This is a genomic window from Frateuria sp. GZRe12 (assembly GCF_051900535.1).
In the GTDB taxonomy this organism is placed as follows: Bacteria; Pseudomonadota; Gammaproteobacteria; order Xanthomonadales; family Rhodanobacteraceae; genus Frateuria_A.
This window is the reverse complement of sequence record NZ_JBHZGI010000003.1, coordinates 239,332-256,414: the sequence shown is the minus strand read 5'-3', so window position 1 is coordinate 256,414 and position 17,083 is coordinate 239,332. Positions and strand designations below refer to the sequence as shown.

Genomic DNA, 17,083 nt, shown 5'->3' with positions numbered 1-17,083 from the left:
CTTAGGCGGCAGCCTGCTGCTTGCCCGCTTCCTTCAGCAGGGCGGCAACCTTGTCGCTCAGCTGGGCTCCCTTGCCCATCCACTCGTTGACGCGCTCGACGTTGAGCTCCAGGCGCTTGTCCTTGCCGGACGCGACCGGGTTGTAGAAGCCCACGTTCTCGATGCTGCGACCGTCGCGCTTGTTGCGCTGGTCGGTGACAACGACGTGGTAGAAGGGACGGCCCTTGGCGCCGCCGCGCGAAAGACGAATCTTGACCATAAGTAAAAGCTCCAGAGGTGCCGGCAGCGCCGGCAGCACGCACGGGATCCGCGCGCGGTAAACGCGGCATTTTAGTGGATTTTCGGTAAAAGGGAAGACCTTGGCGATGCCGTAGCCATCGGGCGTACCGCCCCCGGCCCCGGCTTGGACAAGGCTCAGCGCATCGGCGGGAAGCCGCCGCCCATCCCGCCCATGCCCTTCATGGCCCCGCGCATTTGCCGCAGCAGGCCCTTGGTGCCTCCCTTGGAGAGCTTGGACATCATCTTTTCCATCTGCATGTACTGCTTGAGCAGGCGGTTGACGTCGGCCGGCTGGGTGCCCGAGCCGCGCGCCACGCGGGCACGGCGCGAGCCGTTGAGCAGGTCGGGGTGGCGGCGTTCCTTCTTGGTCATCGAGCCGATGATCGCGACCATGCGCTTGATCTCGTTGTCGTTGACCTTCGACTTCACGTTGTCAGGCAGGTTGGCCACGCCCGGCAGCTTGTCCATCAGGCCGGCCAGGCCGCCCATGTTGTTCATCTGCTCGAGCTGGTCGCGCATGTCGTTGAGGTCGAAGCGCTTGCCCTTCATCACCTTCTGGGCGAGCTGCTGCGCCTTTTCCTGGTCGACCTTGCGCTCGACTTCCTCGACCAGCGAAAGCACGTCGCCCATGCCAAGGATGCGCTGCGCCACGCGATCGGGGTGGAAGGGTTCCAGCGCGTCGGTCTTCTCGCCGGCGCCCAGGAACTTGATCGGCCGCCCGGTGATGTAGCGCACCGACAGCGCGGCGCCGCCACGGGCATCGCCGTCGGTCTTGGTCAGCACCACGCCGGTCAGCGGCAGCGCCTCGCTGAACGCCTTGGCGGTGGTGGCCGCGTCCTGGCCGGTCATCGAATCGACCACGAACAGGGTTTCGACCGGCGTGATCGCGGCATGCAGCGCCTTGATCTCGCCCATCATCGCCTCGTCGATGTGCAGGCGGCCGGCAGTGTCGACCAGCAGCACGTCGACCACCTCGCGGCGGGCCGCGGCGATCGCGGCCTTGGCGATGTCGACCGGGTTCTGCCCCGCCTCGGACGGGAAGAACTTCACGCCGACCTGCTCGGCCAGCGTGCGCAACTGCTCGATGGCGGCCGGACGATAGACGTCGCAGCTGACCACCATCACCTTCTTTTTCTTGCGCTCGGTGAGGAAACGGGCGAGCTTGGCCACCGTGGTGGTCTTGCCGGCACCCTGCAGGCCGGCCATCAGCACTACCGCAGGCGGCTGCTGGGCAAGGCTGAGCTCGGCGTTGGCCGTACCCATTACCTTGGTCAGCTCGTCGCTGACCACCTTCACCAGCGCCTGGCCGGGAGAAAGGCTCTTGAGCACTTCCTGCCCGACCGCGCGCACCTTGACCCGCTCGATCAGCGCCTGCACCACCGGCAGCGCGACGTCGGCCTCGAGCAGGGCGATGCGCACCTCGCGCAAGGATTCGCGGATGTTTTCCTCGGTCAGCCGGCCGCGGCCGCGCAGGCGGTTGACGGTGGTGGAGAGGCGTTGGCTCAGCGACTCGAACATGGCGGGGACGGCATCGGCAGGAACAAGCGGGCCAATATATCAGAGGGCTCCGTCGGCGGCCCTTAACGCGCCTCGATTCCGGGGCGATGTCGTGATCGAGGTGGCGTCGAGGTGGGCCGGACACGCGGAATCGGCCCATGCCAGGCGGGCGTTCACCGCACCAAAGCCCTATGCGACACTTGCCGCCCATGCTGCCCGCCCTTTCGCTCACCGCCGTCGCCTTCTACCTGCTTGCGTCCGGCCTGCTCGCCTGGCCGCTGTTCGGGCACGGGGCGACGAAGCCGTCGACGGCTTGGCAGCGCCCTGCCCTGGCGGTGGCGATGCTCGCGGTGCTGGCACACGCCGGCGTGTTGCTGGGCATGCATCGGGGAGCACTGGATCTGCATTTTTTTGCGGCGTTGTCGCTCGTGGCCTGCGTCGTGTCCGCGCTCACCCTGTTCGTCAACCTGAGCCGGCCGGTCGCTGCATTGGGCGTGGTGGTCTTCCCGCTGGCAGCGGTGCTGCTGGCGGTCGACAGTTTCCTCGCTCCGCCGACCATGCCGGTGGCGATGGACTGGCAGATCAAGCTGCATGTGACCGTCGCGCTGGTGGCCTTCAGCCTGCTGTCCATTGCAGCGGTGCTGGCGCTGGGCCTGGCGGTGCAGGAACGCGGCCTGCGCCATCGGCAGTTCGGGCCCTGGCTTCGCGCACTGCCGCCGCTGACGCTGACCGAGACACTGCTGTTCCGCGTGATCGCCGCCGGTTTCGCCTTGCTGACGCTCACGCTGGTGACCGGCGCACTGTTCGTGGGCAACCTGTTTGGTCAGCACCTGGTTCACAAGACGGTGCTGTCGATCATCGCTTGGCTGGTATTCGGCGTGCTGCTTTACGGGCGTTGGCGGTTCGGCTGGCGCGGGCGTCGCGCGGTCAACCTCACGCTGATCGGCATGGCCGTGCTGGTACTGGCGTTCTTCGGCTCGAAGTTCGTGCTGGAGCTGATCCTGCATCGGCCGGTGCCGCAGCTGTAGGCCGTTGGCGTAGTCCAGGCTTTAGCCCAGTGCTTTCCCGCATTGGAGCCGGTGGGCCGAAGCCCACCCACGTCAGGTCAGGCGTCGCGGCAGGCGTCGATGGCCTGGGACAAGCGCTCCACACCGATGACCTCCATCTCGCCGACCTTGCCCTTCTTGGGCGCATTGGCCTTGGGCACGATGGCGCGGCGAAAGCCGTGTGTGGCCGCTTCCTTCAGGCGTTCCTCGCCGTTGGGGACCGGGCGGATCTCCCCGGAGAGGCCCACTTCGCCGAATGCGATCGTCTTGTCCGGCAATGGGCGGTCGCGCAGCGAGGAAAGCACTGCCAGCAGCACCGGTAGGTCCGCCGCCGTTTCCTGCACGCGGATGCCGCCGACCACGTTGACGAACACGTCCTGGTCATACGCCGCCACGCCGCCGTGGCGATGCAGCACCGCCAGCAGCATGGCGAGCCGGTTCTGTTCCAGGCCAAGTGCCACGCGGCGCGGATTGCCAAGCGAGCTCTGGTCGACCAATGCCTGCACTTCGACAAGCAACGGACGTGTGCCCTCGCGAGTAACCATCACGGCGCTGCCGGATGTCGGCCCCGAATGCGCGGAAAGGAAGATCGCCGAAGGGTTGGGCACCTCGCGCAGGCCCTTGTCGGACATCGCGAACACGCCCAGCTCGTTGACCGCGCCGAAGCGGTTCTTGAACGCGCGCAGCACGCGGAAGCGGCTGCCCGACTCGCCCTCGAAATACAGCACCGCGTCGACCATGTGTTCGAGCACGCGCGGACCGGCAATGCCGCCCTCCTTGGTGACATGGCCGACCAGGAACACGGACGTGCCGGTTTCCTTGGCGAAGCGCGTCAGCTTGGCGGCCGACTCGCGCACCTGGCTGACCGAGCCTGGTGCCGCGGTGAGCAGCTCGGTCCAGATGGTCTGGATCGAATCGATTACCAGCACATGGGGTCGCGTGGCGATCGCCTGTTCGAGGATGCGCTCGATGCAGGTCTCGGCCAGCGCCTGCAGCGGCTCCAGTGGCAACCCCAGGCGCTGCGCGCGGGCCGCGACCTGCGAGAGCGACTCCTCGCCGGTGACATACACGCTCGCCAGGTGCGCGCCCAGCGTGCCCAGCATCTGCAGCAGCAGCGTGGACTTGCCGATGCCCGGGTCGCCACCGATCAGCACCACCGAACCCTGTACCAGGCCCCCGCCCAGCACGCGGTCGAGCTCACCGATGCCCGTGTGCGTGCGCGCCTCGGTGGTCAGCGCCACCGCCGTGAGCGGGGTGACCTTGGCCGCCCCGGCCGCGTTGCCGGCATAGCTGGAGCGCTGCGCGCCGACCGAGGCCTTCGCCGTCGACGCGGGCGCCAGCACGACCTCGCTCAGCGTGTTCCACACGCCACATTCGATGCACTGGCCCTGCCATTTGGAATGCTCGGCGCCGCAATCGGTGCAGACGTAGGCGGTCTTGGCTTTGGCCATGAGGTGTTCCGGTAGTCGAAGAGGGGAGCTTAGCCCGCAGCCCTCGCATGGAGCGAGACAGCGGGCGCCGGATTCGCCTGTAGGAGCGCACCTGTGCGCGACCGCGCGGGATGACCCGCACATGGCGCCTCGCACAGGTGCACCCTTACAAGGAATTACCTCGCGCGGATCAGTTCTCGTCCTCGACGAACAGCACGCGACGGGTCATGCCGCAGGTGAGGTCGTAGCTGATCGTGCCGGCGTGGCGGGCGATGGTTTCCACAGGCAGGTCGTCACCCCACAAGGTGACGCGATCGCCGACCTTCGCCTGCGGCGCGTCGCGCAGGTCGAGCGTGATGAGGTCCATCGAGACGCGGCCGATCAACGGCACGCGGGTGTCGCCGACCAGCACGGGCGTGCCGCTGGCGGCGCTGCGTGGATAGCCGTCCCCGTAGCCGACGGCAGCGACGCCGACGGGCATGTCCTCCGGACAGGTCCAGGTGCCGTTGTAGCCGATCGATTCGCCTTGGCCGACGCGGTTGATGGCGATCAACCGCGTGGCCAGCGTCATCGCCGGACGGAAGCCGAAGTCCGCGCCGCTCTTGCCATCGACGACCGACAGCCCGTAGAGCAGCCCACCGGTACGCACCCAGTCGGCGCGCGCCTCCGGCCAGCCGAGCACCGCGGCGGAGTTGGAGAGCGAACGTGGGCCATCGAGGCCGCGGGTGGTGTCGGCGAAGCGCTCGATTTGCGCGCGGGTTTGTGCGCCATCGAAAACTTCGGAATCGGAGAAATGACTGAGCAGACCGATCTCCGGGTCCAGTCCGGGCATCGCCGCCAACCGCGCATGCACGCCGGCCACGCGCTCGGGGGCGAAACCGAGGCGGTGCATGCCGCTGTCGATCTTCAGCCACACGCGCAGTCGGCCACGTCCCGGGCGGGCCTCGGCCAGCCAGTGCAACTGCGCTTCATGGTGGATCGCTGCATCCAGTTGCAGGCGTTGCATCTCGGCGATGTCACCGGGCTGGTCGGGCCCTGACAGCACCACGATGCGCTGGCGATGACCGGCCGCGCGCAGGCGCAGGCCATCGCCCAGCGCGGCCACCGCGAAGCATTCGGCCTCGCTATCCAGTGCACGCGCGACACGCTCCAGCCCATGGCCGTAGGCGTCGGCCTTGACCACCGCCATGACGCGCGCCGGCGCGGCCATCGCCTTGATGCGGGCGAGGTTGTGGCGCAGGGCGCCAAGGTGAATGGTGGCGGTGGTGGTGCGGCTCATGGGTGCGGCGATTCAGGATTCGGGATCAGGGATTGGATGAAAAGCGAAAGCAAAGGACTTCCCTCTCCCCAATCCTCTCCCCCAGGGCGTCGCCCGAGGGAGAGGGAGCCAGGAGCGGACGGCGCTTGCGAATCCCGAATCCCGAATCCCGATTCACGGCTTTCAATCGAACGATCCCACGAACGAATCGGCCGCGTAGTTCTCGAACTTGGTGTAGTGGCCCAGGAAGGTCAGCTTCACCGTGTCGGTCGGACCGTTTCGCTGTTTGCCGATGATGATTTCGGCCAGGCCTTTGTCCGCTGATTCCTTGTTGTAGTACTCGTCGCGGTAGATGAACATGATCACGTCCGCGTCCTGCTCGATGGCGCCCGACTCGCGCAGGTCGGACATCATCGGGCGCTTGTCGGCGCGCTGTTCCAGCGAGCGGTTCAACTGCGACAGGGCGATCACCGGCACGTTCAACTCCTTGGCGAGGCCCTTGAGTGAACGGGAGATTTCTGAAATCTCCGTGGCGCGGTTCTCCTTGTTCCCGGGCACCTGCATCAGCTGCAGGTAGTCGATCACGATCAGGCCCAGGCCACCGTGCTCGCGATGCAGGCGGCGCGCGCGCGAGCGTAGCTCCACCGGCGAGAGGCCGGGCGTGTCGTCGATGAAGATCTTGGCCTCGGAAAGGATCGCGATGGCGTTGGTCACGCGCGGCCAGTCTTCCTCGGACAGGTCACCGTTGCGCAGGTGCTGGGCGTGGATGCGGCCGATCGAGGAGATCAGTCGCAGAGCCAGCTGCGAGGCGGACATTTCCATCGAGAAGATCACCACCGCTTTTTTGCCGCGCAGCGCGGCAGCCTCGGCGATGTTCACCGAGAACGCGGTCTTGCCCATCGAGGGGCGCGCCGCGACGATGATCAGGTCCGACGGCTGCAGGCCGGAGGTGAGCTCGTCCAGGTCGTTGAAGCCGGTGGAGATGCCAGTCAGCTGGCCACGGTTCTCGTAGCGCTCGGTGAGCAGGCGGAAGGCGTCCTTGACCGCGTCGCGCATGGACACCGAGTCCTTCTTGCCGCGCGCGCCCGATTCGGCGATCTTGAAGACCGCCTGCTCGGCGCTCTCCAGCACTTCCTGCACGCTCTTCCCTTCCGGCCGGTAGCCGTCTTCGGTAATGCCGGTGCCGGCGTCGATCAGCTGCCGCAGCACGGACTTCTCGCGCACGATGTCCGCGTAGGCGCCGATGTTGGCGGCGCTGGGCGTGGCGTTGGCCAGTTCGATCAGGTAGCTCGCGCCGCCGACCATCTCGGCCAGTTCGTTGGCCTCGAACCAGTCGCCCAGCGTCACCGCATCGCAGGGCATGCCCTTGTTGGCCAGTTCGTTGATCGCGCGCCAGATCAGGCGGTGGTCCTTGCGGTAGAAATCGCCCTCCCCCAGCCGGTCGGCGACCTTGTCCAGCGCGTCGGGCGCGAGCATCAGGCCGCCCAGCACCGCCTGCTCGGCGTCGATGGAGTGCGGTGGCACACGCAGCGCTTCGACGGCGGAATGGCCGCTCTTGCGCTCGGGGACAAAGGACATGGGCTCGGGTTCCTCGCAGGCAGCCGCATCGCCGGCGGTGGCGACGGACACGAGGGGAGAGGATACGCGGCAGGCTCTCAGCCGACGAGACAATAAGTCTGTGGATAAGTTGTGGGGAGCCGTGGATAAAGGGGTCGAAGGCCCGGGGGAAGCCCTTCCGACCCGCCCCTTCAAGGAGCGCCAGGGTGCGAATGGGCTCCCCTCCAAGGAGCATCAACGCGCGGCGGCTTCCAGCGCCCGGTAATCGTCGTCCGACAACTCCAACTGCGCCGCTCCCACGTTCTCCCTCAGGTGCCCCACCTTCGACGTCCCCGGGATCGGCAGCATCACCGGCGAGCGCTTGAGCAGCCAGGCCAGCGCGACCTGTCCGTTGCTGGCGCCCAGGCGCTGCGCGATGCGGCTCAGCACCGAGTCGGGCGCGGCAAGGTCGCCGGCGGCCAGCGGATACCAAGGAATGAAGCCAATTCCCTGCGCCTGGCAATGCTCCAGCACCGCTTCGCTCTTGCGGTTGGCCAGGTTGTAGAGGTTCTGCACGGTGGCGACGGGGAAGTGGCGGCGTGCCGCCTCGATCTCCTCCACACCGACCTCGCTCAGGCCCACATGGCGGATCAAGCCCTCCTTGCGCATTTGTGCGATGACTTCGAACTGCTCCTCGCGCGGCACCTTGGCATCGATGCGATGCAGCTGCCACAGGTCGATGCGCTCCACGCCCAACCGACGCAGACTCATCAGCACGCATTGGCGCAGGTACTCCGGCCGCCCCAGCGGCGCCCAGATATCCGGTCCGTGGCGGGTCAGGCCGCCCTTGGTGGCGATCAGCATGCCCGGGTACGGATACAGCACCTCGCGGATCAGATCCTCGCTGACCTCGGGACCATAGCTGTCCGCGGTATCGATGAGGTTGACGCCCAGTTCCGGCAAGGCCCGCAGGGTGGCGCGGGCGCCTTCGGGATCCGCGGGCTCACCCCAGATGCCCTTGCCGGTGACGCGCATGGCGCCAAAGCCCAGGCGGTTGACCGGGATATCGCCGCCAACCTGGAACTGGCCGGCGGCCGCAGCGTCGGGATGGTGCATGGCGAGGCTCCTTCGTACGTGGAAACCTTTCATGGGGTCATGCGACGACGAGGCAAGCAGTCCGTCCCGGCATGCTGGACGCGAGCTCATCCGGCCGCCGCCGGGAAGGCCGGACGTACTAGCGCAACTGACTGTCCTTGCTGCCGCGGCGGTTGTAGCCACTGGTCGTGCGCTGCGCCTTGTCCTGCGCCTCCTGGCAGGCCACGCACAATCGCACCCCGGGGACGGCCTTGCGCCGCGCCTCGGGAATCGGCGCATCGCACTCTTCGCAGTGGTCCAGGCTCGGGCCCTGCGGCAGCTTGCTGCGCGCTCGTTTGATCGCGTCCTTCACGGTCGCGTCGATCTGATCCTGCACGGCGCCGTCGCCGGCCCAACCGATCGCCATGGCGGTCTCCGGGAATCGTCGGGGAATCCGGATGTTACCGTGACTGGCGTGAACGCGACCGTTGCACCACCGCTACAGGAGGACGCATGCCCATCACCAGCGCCGGCATCCTGATGTACCGCCTGCACGAGGACGGTCCGCAGGTATTGCTCGCGCACCCGGGTGGCCCGTTCTGGCGCCGGCGCGACGAGGGTGCCTGGATGCTGCCCAAGGGCGAGTTGCAGCCCGGCGAGGAGGCCGAGGCGGCCGCGCGCCGCGAGTTCGAGGAAGAGCTCGGCGTACCCGCCGTAGGCTCCTTGCATCCACTGGGACGCCTGCGCCAGCGCGGCGGCAAATGGGTCGAGGCCTTCGCGCTCGAGGGTGAATTCGATCCGGTCGCGCTGCGCAGCAACGTGTTCGAGCTGGAATGGCCGCCGCGCAGCGGCCAGCATGCCAGTTTTCCCGAAATCGACCGGGTCGCCTGGTTCGCGCTGGCGCAGGCGCGCGCCAGGATCCTGCCGAGCCAGGAAACGTTGCTCGATCGCCTGGAAGCTTATCTGGCGAACGGCGGATAGACGCCGTCGAAGCAGACCGGCGACACGCTCACGCTCCATGCTCCGTCGCATCGGTTGAATACATCGATGGCCGCCACCGGAGACATCCCCGCGCTGTTCTGCGATGCCATGCTGGCCAACCTGGCCCACTGGTTGCGGGCGGCCGGCTACGACACGGGGCTGGCGCCGGTCAGCGCCATGGACCGCGCGGTCCTGAATGCCTGCCGCGCGCAATCGCGTCTTCTCGTCACTCGCGACCGGCACCTGGCCGCGCATGCGGGCAGAGGCATCCGCGTTGCGCTGCTCACGGTCGACGGACTGGACGCTCAGGCGAGGGAACTGACCACGGTGCTCGGTATCGACTGGAGCCGCGCGCCGTTCACCCGCTGCCTGCTCGACAACACGCCGCTGCGGGAGGCCACGCCGGACGAACGCGCGCAGCTACCGCATCTGGCGCGCAACCTTCCCGGTCCGTTCCAGGCCTGCCCTGCATGCGGCAGGGTGTACTGGCCAGGCAGCCACATGCGGCGCATGCAGGCGCGGCTGGAGCGGTGGCGCGCCGGCTTCTGGCCGGAATGACTGGCGTGGCCGCGCTCAGGCGACCACGACTCCCTCACCCTGCTTGCCCGCCACCACGCAATTACGTCCGGCCCGCTTGGCGCGATAGAGCGCCTGGTCGGCGTCCATGAGCAACTGGCGCAGCTCGTAACCGGATTCGCCGGTGAATGCCACGCCGAAGCTGGCCGATACCGGGATGCCGGGATCGGGCTGGTCACTCAACATGGCGACGCTGCGGCGGATCGCTTCCGCACGCTCGATGCCACTGTCCATCGAACACTCCGGCAGCAGCACGCCAAACTCTTCGCCGCCGAGGCGACCGAACACGTCGGTCGAACGCACGTGTTCCTGGCAGGCGGCCACCGCGCGCCGCAACACCTGGTCACCCGTCGCATGGCCATAGGTGTCGTTGATCAGCTTGAAGTGGTCCAGGTCGATCAGCACCAGGCAGGCGCCACGGCCGGAACGCTGGGCGTAGCGCAGCGAGTACTCGGCCTCGCTCATGAAGTGCTTGCGGTTGTAGATGCCGGTGAGGCTGTCGCACTGCGCCATGCGCATGAACTGCAGCTGCGAGCGCTTCAGGCGCAGCAACCACAAGCCGATCGCCAGCAGCCCCAGTGCCAATATGGCGATGTATAACCGGCTTGCCTCCACCGCTTTGCGGTCGAGCGCCTGCTTCAGCTGCAGGATCTTGTTCTGCTTGTCCAGCGCGTCCACCTGCAGCTTCTTCGCCTGCACTTGCTGCTTGACGATCTGAAAGGCCAATGCCTTGGCGCTGACGTCGTCGAGATACCCCTTGTCGGCTTCCATGTAGCGCCGGTGCCAGCCCAAGGCCGACTTGAAATCGCCACGTTGCTGATCGATCTGGTAGAGGGTCTTGCAGGCCATGCGCAGTGGATCGGTGAACTCTCCGGGCGCACTCGCCTGGACGGCCGCCAGGGCGTAGGTTCGCGCCTTGCTGGATTGCCCCATGCCAAGATACGCCTGCGCGAGCAACGCGTCGAAGCTCAGGATGGTGATCAGGTATTGGTCATGGCGCACGCTCGAATAGTGCTTCTCGAGCAGAGCTGCCGCCTCGGCCGGGTATCCGGCCCTGATCTGCACACTGGCCATATTGGCGCGCAACGCATTGGCGACGATCGACTCCCCGGCCTTATCGCAGGTGTCGATTGCCATCTGCATTCCCGGTTCGCCCCTGCCCATACGGCCACTGCTGAAGCGCGCGTGTTCGATGAAATACAGCGCCTTGCACGGGGTCTCCCCTGGCGGGACGACGTCCATCATCTGCCTGGCGTAGTCCGTGCCGAGGTCGTACTGGCCCGCGGCGATCAGCAACTGGGCGATCTCGCCGAGCCCCTGCCACCGCAGGTTGCTTTCGGTGACCTGTGGCAACTGTTCGATCATCTGGTTCAGCTGGACGAATGCGTCCTGGTAGCGATGCACCTCACCCAGGACGTTTACCAGCGTCGCCATCGCGCGGAACCGGAGCCGGGCATGCGGCGCGTCATTGATGATCGCCGTCAACGACGCTCGCGCCTCGCGATAATCGCCCAGGAAGTCGAGTTGCCAGGCGTCCAGGTACTTCAGAAGAAGGCGCTGCTCGCCGCTGAGTCTGGATTCACGCTGGTGCAACTGACCGAGCAGCGCCACGAACGCCGGGTTGTCCGACGTCTTCAGGTGGTCCGCCCGTACCAACATCGCGCTGATTTCATCGGGTTGGGCGACGGTGGACCCGTTTACCGGCCCCAGGAAAAAAAACAGGCAACAAACGCCCCACGGCCAGCGGAGCCGCTTCCGGCGAGACCCAGGCATGACGCGAGCCATAACGTGACGGCGAAATGGAAGCTTGTCAGACGATGCCATCCTCATCGGGCGGCAACTCCTCGTCTTCCTCCCCATCGGCCGGCGCCTCTTCCTCGCTCGGCATGATGATGCTGAACTGCGCCCCCGCCCCCATCAACGACTGCAGCTCGGCGCTATCGCCCGACAGCATCGCCGCACGCATGGTTTCGTCGATCGTCTCCGCCGCGAGCACCCGCTCCAGTCCTTCCCGCGGCGCATCGCGCAACGCAGCGTCGCTACCCATCCTTTCGAGGATATCAATCACGTCCGTCATAGGTGTCCCCTTGTGTGATAGCCGGTGTCCGGTACCGCCCCCGCAGCAACCGCACACCCTTGTCGATCATATCCTGCTTCGCCGCCGTTGAGCGGTCGCCGGCAAAAAACCTTGCTGGTCAGGTTGTGGCCTGCTCCGAAGCGGCATCCAGCGCCGCCAGCCGCGCCCGGATCTCCTCGTCCGGTTCCATGGGCAGCGCCGGCCGGATGGCCAGGGTGTCGGCCATGCCGAGCCGCGTCCTGGGCAGCGCGCGCAGCGTCGTGCGGTCCATCCTGGGCTGGCCGATCGGCAATGTCGGAGCCTGGTAGACGATCACCTCGTGCTCGAGCGGATAGTCGCGCGCCAGCACGTCGACCAGCACCTGGCGGTACGCCGCGCCGGTGGAGAAGCGTTTCAGCGAACGGTCGCCCGCCAGGCCGGCCTGCCACAGGATCAGCCACGCGCTCGGATCGATGCGGCGGCGGTAGATGAGCAACTGGCTCGCCTCGAAGTGCTGGCAGCCGCAGGTTCCGGGGTCGATGCCCAGGTCCGCGTACAGACAGTCCTCGGCCGAGATGCCCGGCTCCATGCGCGCGTGGTAGCCCTCGCTGCGGGCCGTCTGGATGGCCTTGTGCGGCACCCAGGCGAACACCCCGGGATGGCCGTAGAACACGCCGCAGACGCGCCGGCCCGCGCGCACCTCGACGAGCATCGCCTCCACCATCTGCCGATACGTGCGCATGCGCGACTTTCCATGCGCGTAGTAAGGCTGCAGGCTGCGCACGTCCGGGTGCATGCGCTGCAACCAGCGCTCGACCAGGCCGTCCGACACGCCGGCGAAGACCACGTCCGCCTGTTCGATGTAGCTGCGCGCCAGCGGGCTGATGTGCGAGCCCAGGGTCATGCCGATGCCGACGCAGGCCAGGCGGCCGGCGGATTGGTGCGTACTCATGCCCGGCTCCCCCGTCCGGACGGCGCAACGGCCGATGGCCTCGAGTGTGCCAAAACAACGTTACGCGCGTCATGCAACGCAATGCATGCCGGCAGCGCCCGCGTCACGCCGGGCTCCTAAGGGGCGGCTTTTTCTTCCGGGGATAGCTCGCCGACGGGCGCGGCGGATTCGCTCGCTGCGCGCGGGCGCAACCTCATCGCCGCAGGCTCAGGCGTGCTGTCGGGCCCCTGCCGCATCCGCGGCGGCGGCCCGCCATAGGTGACCCAGCGCCACAGCCACTCCAGCGGGCCATAGCGGAAGCGCGCCAGCCACCAATGGCTCAACAGCACCTGAATACCGAAGATCAGGGCGCAGGCACCGAGCACGCCGGCCATGCCCCAACGCGGGCCAAGGCCCAGCCCGATGCCGTAGAACAGCATCACGCCGAGCACGCTCTGCGACAGGTAGTGCGTCAAGGCCATGCGGCCCACCGGCGCCAGCACGCGCAACCGGCGCTGCCAGGCCGGACGCTGGTACAGAAGCACAAAGCCAGCCGCATAGCCGATGCCCAGTGCCAGCGGAGCAATGCCGTCGAGCAGGCGAAGCACCAGTAACCGCGCACCGCCTTGGAGTCCCGGAAGCGTTGTGTGGGGCGCCGTTCCCACCCATGAAAGCAGCCACGTGGCCACGCCGATCGAGAAGCCCCATAGGCACAGGCGACGCAGCAGCGGCAGATGTTCGAGCGGCCGCTGCAACAGGCCGCGCCGCCCTGCCCAGAGGCCGAGCAGGAAACGGCCCAGCACGAAGCTCACCAGCGCCAGGCTGGACACGCGCTCCCAGCCCGAGAACATCAGGTTGGCATGCAGCGCGCCCGCCCAAGAGGTCGATGTGAACGCGGCGACGCTGGCTGCGGACACCTCGGCCTGCCCCGGCATGGCCGACAGCAAGGGATGCATCCACGGCTTGAGCAGCGAAGGCAACGCGACCGCACTCACGATACCCAGTGCGACCAGCACGCGATCAGGCAGTCGCACGAACGCCAGCATCAGCAGGCCGACCACCGCATAGGTCAGCAGGATGTCGCCCCACCAGACGAAGAAGCCGTGCACGGCGCCGATGCCGGCCAGTACCACCAGCCGCCGGGCGTAGCGGGCGATGCCGCCCGCGCCGCGCGCCCGGGCACGCTCGAGCTGCAGTGCGAAACCCAGACCGAACAAAAGGGAGAACAAGGTGATGAACTTGATGTTGACCAGCAGCTCGGTCACCGCGACGGCCACGGCATCGAATGCAGCGGTCGGCAGCACCGCCTGGCGCGAAGCCGGAAGCAGGGCGTAGAGGCTCAGGTATTCGAGATTGATCAGCAGCACGCCGGCCAGCGCAAATCCCCGCAAGGCATCGACCACCGTGTAGCGTTCCTTCGGCGCGACGGGGCTTTCGAGAGATGCCTGCATGCGTGGATCCTGAAGGTGCTCGCCTGATTCTGCCACCTCAGGCTGCGCTTTTCCCGGGTGGGGCAGCGCCACACGCCTTCTCGCGGGCCTCCAGCGAGAACGCACGCAGGCGTGGCCTGCCTGTGGCGTGGCGTATGCGTCCCGCCCCAGTATGTTGCGCGAAGCTGCCAGATGCCTTCCGGCGTATCCATTCCTGCCCACGTATGGAACGGACGAAGTCACGAAGTGCGTGCGCCGATCCGCTACCGGGCGGAGATCTTCCGGCGGTTCACGGCCATGCCACACCGGCGGATATGCAATGACCCAAATCGATCCGGAGACGCACCATGCCCGACATCCTTGACACCCTCAAGAGCGAACACGAGCGCCTGCGCGAGCTGTTCGCGCAGATCAACAAGACCGCCGACTCCGAGGCCGATGCGCGCCACGACCTCCTCAAGCGGATCGAGGCGCTGCTGATCCCGCACGCGAAGTGGGAGGAAACCGTGTTCTATCCCGCCTTCGAGGATCGCGCCGACCACGAGCAGAAGCTGATCTACGCCGAGGCGATCCAGGAACATCGCGCGGTGGAGCTGGCCGTGCTGCCGGACATCCATGCGGCCGACGTCAATTCGCGGCAGTTCGCCGGTTCCGTGCAGGTGTGCGGCGAGCTGATCAAGCACCATGCGCATGAAGAAGAAACCAGGATGTTCGACGCCGTGCGCCAGCTCTTCAGCACGGAGGAACTGACCGAATTCGACCGCAAGTACGCAAGCTGGAAGGACTCCTCCGGCGCCGACGCGATCACCAGCTATGCAAAGGTGAAGACCGCGGCGATGGCCTTCATGCGCAACCCGGACTCGCCGGCCTGACGACCGCGCGCGTGCGGTCGCATCCCACTGCCCCGGCCGTGCCCGGTGCGCAGGCCATCGCAAGCGGGCACGCACTCGTTTCCCGGTTCGACCGGGAACCGACCGCACCGTCCTGCCCGACGTGAACGACCTGATCGACGCCCTGCAATGGCCGGCCATGGCGATCACCCTGGTGGCCGCCTGGCTGGTCGGCTCGCTGTCGCGGCGCAAGCGCACCTGGGGCTTCTGGTGCTTCGTTCTGAGCAACGTCCTGTGGGTGGCCTGGGGCTGGCACGACCGCGCCTGGGCGCTGATCGGGCTGCAGGTCGGGCTGTTCCTGTTCAACCTGCGCGGCGTCCTGAAGAACGACGATGCCGCGGAGGAGCGCGGCTGAGCGCTCTCGCGGGGCGATGATGCGCATCGCCCCGCGTTGGTGACCCGGCGAACCCGTCAGACGCGACGGCTCCGTCGCAGCATCCACAACCCGAGTGCCGCGCCCGCCACGCCGAAGGCGGCGGCACGAGCGCGCGGCGAGCGCCGCACGTCTTCCAGCAAGCCTTCGGCTACGTTCACGCGGTCGGCCAGCAGCAGGAGCATCCAGTGGGCAGGTCGCTCTCGCTGCGGCGGAACGCGCGGCGGCGGATCCAGCCGCTCATGCCGCTGGGCGGCACGCTGGTACCGAACACCGGCGTGATGCCTGGCCGTTCGATCGAATGGAACACCTCGACCGTGCGCGGCTGCTGCGTGGGGCGGTCCCAGTGCACGCCCTCCAGCCGCGGAGGGGTGTGCTCCATGGGCACGGCCGGCCGCCTGGCCGGGTCGAGGTCCACACCCCAATCGGGGATGTGCGAATGATCGGTCGCCTGGTTCATGGGCTGGCCTTCAGTGCAGGTGAGTGGAGGTCGGGCCGGCAGCGGGCGCGGGCGTGTCGAAATGGCCGGCGCGGGGCGGGACCAGCACGGTCTTGATGCAGCCGTCTTCCTTCGCCGAGAAGCGGTGGTACGCCTCGTCGACCTCTTCCAGCGGCACACGGTGGGTGATCAGCTCGCGCGGCTTGAGCCGGCCGGCGCGGATATGCTCGATCAGGTGCGGCAGGTGGCGTTTCACGCTGGCCTGGTTCATGCGCAGGGTAAGGCCCTTGTTCATCGCGCTGCCGATCGGCACCAGGTTGAAGGTCGGTCCGTACACACCGACGATCGAGACGTTGCCGCCTCGCCGCGCGGAGTTGATCGCCCAGTGCAGCGCCGTGGCCGCGCCGGCCTGCAGCTTCATCCTCACGCCGGTCAGGCTCTGCATGGCGTTGCCGTCGGCCTCGCAGCCGACCGCGTCGATGCAGACGTCGGCGCCCTGCCAGTCGGTCAGCTTCTTGATGTGCACGGCCATGTCCTGGACTTCGAGGAAGTTGACCGTCTCGGCCTGAGCGAAGCGACGCGCGAAGTCCAGGCGGTAGTCGTACTGGTCGACCACGATCACCCTGCCCGCCCCCATCAGCCAGGCGCAGCGCGCGGCCATCAGCCCGATCGGGCCGGCGCCGAACACCACCACGGTGTCGTTCTCGTGGATGTCGCCCATCTCGGCGGCCTGGTAGCCGGTAGGCACGACGTCGGTGAGCAGCACGGCGTCCTCGATATGGATGTCCGGAGGGATGACCGTCGGGCCGACGTCGGCGAAGGGCACGCGCACGTACTCGGCCTGGCCGCCGTTGTAGCCGCCGGCGCTGTGCGAATAACCGTAGGCGCCCCCGATCGCGGTCGCTTCCGGATTGACGTTTTCGCAGTTGCCGTAAAGCTCGCGCGAGCACGAAGCACAACTGCCGCAGAACACATTGAACGGCACCAGCACGTGGTCGCCGACCGTCAGGTTGCGCACGTTCGGGCCGACCTCCTCCACGATGCCGGTGAACTCGTGGCCGAAGATCGAACCCACGCGCGTGTCCGGCACCCGCCCGTGGTAGAGGTGCAGGTCCGAGCCGCAGATGCAGGCGCGCGTCACCCGCACGATGGCGTCGTCCGGATGCTCGATCGCCGGCTCGGGTACGTGGGCGGCCCGCACCCGGTAGGGCCGGCGATAGGTGGTGGCAAGCATGGGATTCCTCCGCGGGACGTGTGCTCTGGATGCGCGGGAAGCTAACCGTGCGC

At 67.3% G+C, this 17,083-nt stretch carries 18 protein-coding genes; 5 read left to right on the top strand and 13 right to left on the bottom strand.

Annotation, left to right across the window (positions count from 1 at the left end; translation table 11 throughout):
* Window position 1: 1 nt before the first annotated feature.
* Window positions 2-259, bottom strand: coding sequence for a 30S ribosomal protein S16 (gene rpsP, locus ACFWZ4_RS09740; protein ID WP_439704489.1), 258 nt, complete (start codon window positions 257-259; stop codon window positions 2-4).
* Window positions 260-414: 155 nt separating this feature from the next.
* Window positions 415-1,797: a signal recognition particle protein gene (gene ffh / locus ACFWZ4_RS09735; RefSeq protein ID WP_439704488.1), complete on the bottom strand. Its 1,383-nt coding sequence runs from the start codon at window positions 1,795-1,797 to the stop codon at window positions 415-417.
* A gap of 188 nt (window positions 1,798-1,985) precedes the next feature.
* Between ffh and ACFWZ4_RS09730 the strand changes: the two genes are divergently transcribed.
* On the top strand, window positions 1,986-2,804 hold the full coding sequence (locus tag ACFWZ4_RS09730) for a cytochrome C assembly family protein (RefSeq protein WP_439704487.1): 819 nt from the start codon (window positions 1,986-1,988) through the stop codon (window positions 2,802-2,804).
* A gap of 77 nt (window positions 2,805-2,881) precedes the next feature.
* Here the strand turns inward: ACFWZ4_RS09730 and radA are convergent, their stop codons facing one another.
* From radA to ACFWZ4_RS09705, 5 genes are all read right to left on the bottom strand, one after another.
* Window positions 2,882-4,273 (bottom strand): DNA repair protein RadA, encoded by a 1,392-nt coding sequence (radA, locus tag ACFWZ4_RS09725; RefSeq protein WP_439704486.1) that lies wholly within the window; start codon window positions 4,271-4,273, stop codon window positions 2,882-2,884.
* 169 nt (window positions 4,274-4,442) lie between these two features.
* Window positions 4,443-5,531, bottom strand: a complete 1,089-nt coding sequence (alr, locus tag ACFWZ4_RS09720; RefSeq protein WP_439704485.1) for an alanine racemase — start codon at window positions 5,529-5,531, stop codon at window positions 4,443-4,445.
* A gap of 162 nt (window positions 5,532-5,693) precedes the next feature.
* Window positions 5,694-7,088, bottom strand: coding sequence for a replicative DNA helicase (locus tag ACFWZ4_RS09715; RefSeq protein ID WP_231324659.1), 1,395 nt, complete (start codon window positions 7,086-7,088; stop codon window positions 5,694-5,696).
* A gap of 213 nt (window positions 7,089-7,301) precedes the next feature.
* Window positions 7,302-8,162: an aldo/keto reductase gene (locus tag ACFWZ4_RS09710; RefSeq protein ID WP_439704484.1), complete on the bottom strand. Its 861-nt coding sequence runs from the start codon at window positions 8,160-8,162 to the stop codon at window positions 7,302-7,304.
* Window positions 8,163-8,280: 118 nt separating this feature from the next.
* The gene (locus ACFWZ4_RS09705; RefSeq protein ID WP_231324655.1) at window positions 8,281-8,547 is read right to left on the bottom strand and encodes a DksA/TraR family C4-type zinc finger protein; all 267 of its coding nucleotides are present in this window, start codon (window positions 8,545-8,547) and stop codon (window positions 8,281-8,283) included.
* An 86-nt stretch (window positions 8,548-8,633) separates the two neighbouring features.
* Between ACFWZ4_RS09705 and ACFWZ4_RS09700 the strand changes: the two genes are divergently transcribed.
* Window positions 8,634-9,101 carry an NUDIX domain-containing protein gene (locus ACFWZ4_RS09700; protein ID WP_439704483.1) on the top strand — a complete coding sequence of 156 codons (468 nt, stop codon included), beginning with the start codon at window positions 8,634-8,636 and terminating at the stop codon, window positions 9,099-9,101.
* 66 nt (window positions 9,102-9,167) lie between these two features.
* Window positions 9,168-9,659, top strand: a complete 492-nt coding sequence (locus tag ACFWZ4_RS09695) for a Mut7-C RNAse domain-containing protein (RefSeq protein WP_439704482.1) — start codon at window positions 9,168-9,170, stop codon at window positions 9,657-9,659.
* A gap of 15 nt (window positions 9,660-9,674) precedes the next feature.
* On the opposite strand, the gene ACFWZ4_RS09690 is transcribed toward ACFWZ4_RS09695, so the two are convergent.
* From ACFWZ4_RS09690 to ACFWZ4_RS09675, 4 genes are all read right to left on the bottom strand, one after another.
* Window positions 9,675-11,501, bottom strand: coding sequence for a diguanylate cyclase (locus ACFWZ4_RS09690; protein WP_439704481.1), 1,827 nt, complete (start codon window positions 11,499-11,501; stop codon window positions 9,675-9,677).
* The gene (locus ACFWZ4_RS09685; protein ID WP_439704480.1) at window positions 11,488-11,754 is read right to left on the bottom strand and encodes a hypothetical protein; all 267 of its coding nucleotides are present in this window, start codon (window positions 11,752-11,754) and stop codon (window positions 11,488-11,490) included. Before ACFWZ4_RS09685 ends, ACFWZ4_RS09690 begins: the two co-directional genes overlap by 14 nt.
* Before the next feature lie 118 nt (window positions 11,755-11,872).
* Window positions 11,873-12,685 (bottom strand): SAM-dependent methyltransferase, encoded by an 813-nt coding sequence (locus ACFWZ4_RS09680; protein WP_439704479.1) that lies wholly within the window; start codon window positions 12,683-12,685, stop codon window positions 11,873-11,875.
* A gap of 116 nt (window positions 12,686-12,801) precedes the next feature.
* On the bottom strand, window positions 12,802-14,187 hold the full coding sequence (locus ACFWZ4_RS09675; protein WP_439704478.1) for a DUF418 domain-containing protein: 1,386 nt from the start codon (window positions 14,185-14,187) through the stop codon (window positions 12,802-12,804).
* Between the two features lie 254 nt (window positions 14,188-14,441).
* Between ACFWZ4_RS09675 and ACFWZ4_RS09670 the strand changes: the two genes are divergently transcribed.
* Together ACFWZ4_RS09670 and ACFWZ4_RS09665 are read left to right on the top strand one after the other, a co-directional pair.
* Window positions 14,442-14,966, top strand: coding sequence for a hemerythrin domain-containing protein (locus tag ACFWZ4_RS09670; protein ID WP_439704477.1), 525 nt, complete (start codon window positions 14,442-14,444; stop codon window positions 14,964-14,966).
* A 121-nt stretch (window positions 14,967-15,087) separates the two neighbouring features.
* Window positions 15,088-15,339 carry a hypothetical protein gene (locus tag ACFWZ4_RS09665; RefSeq protein ID WP_439704476.1) on the top strand — a complete coding sequence of 84 codons (252 nt, stop codon included), beginning with the start codon at window positions 15,088-15,090 and terminating at the stop codon, window positions 15,337-15,339.
* A gap of 175 nt (window positions 15,340-15,514) precedes the next feature.
* Here the strand turns inward: ACFWZ4_RS09665 and ACFWZ4_RS09660 are convergent, their stop codons facing one another.
* Together ACFWZ4_RS09660 and ACFWZ4_RS09655 are read right to left on the bottom strand one after the other, a co-directional pair.
* Entirely contained in the window at window positions 15,515-15,817 is a 303-nt protein-coding gene (locus ACFWZ4_RS09660; RefSeq protein ID WP_439704475.1) for a hypothetical protein, read from the bottom strand.
* Window positions 15,818-15,827: 10 nt separating this feature from the next.
* A complete protein-coding gene (locus ACFWZ4_RS09655; RefSeq protein WP_439704474.1) occupies window positions 15,828-17,030 on the bottom strand; it encodes a zinc-dependent alcohol dehydrogenase in 1,203 nt (400 codons plus the stop codon).
* Between the last annotated feature and the right edge of the window lie 53 nt (window positions 17,031-17,083).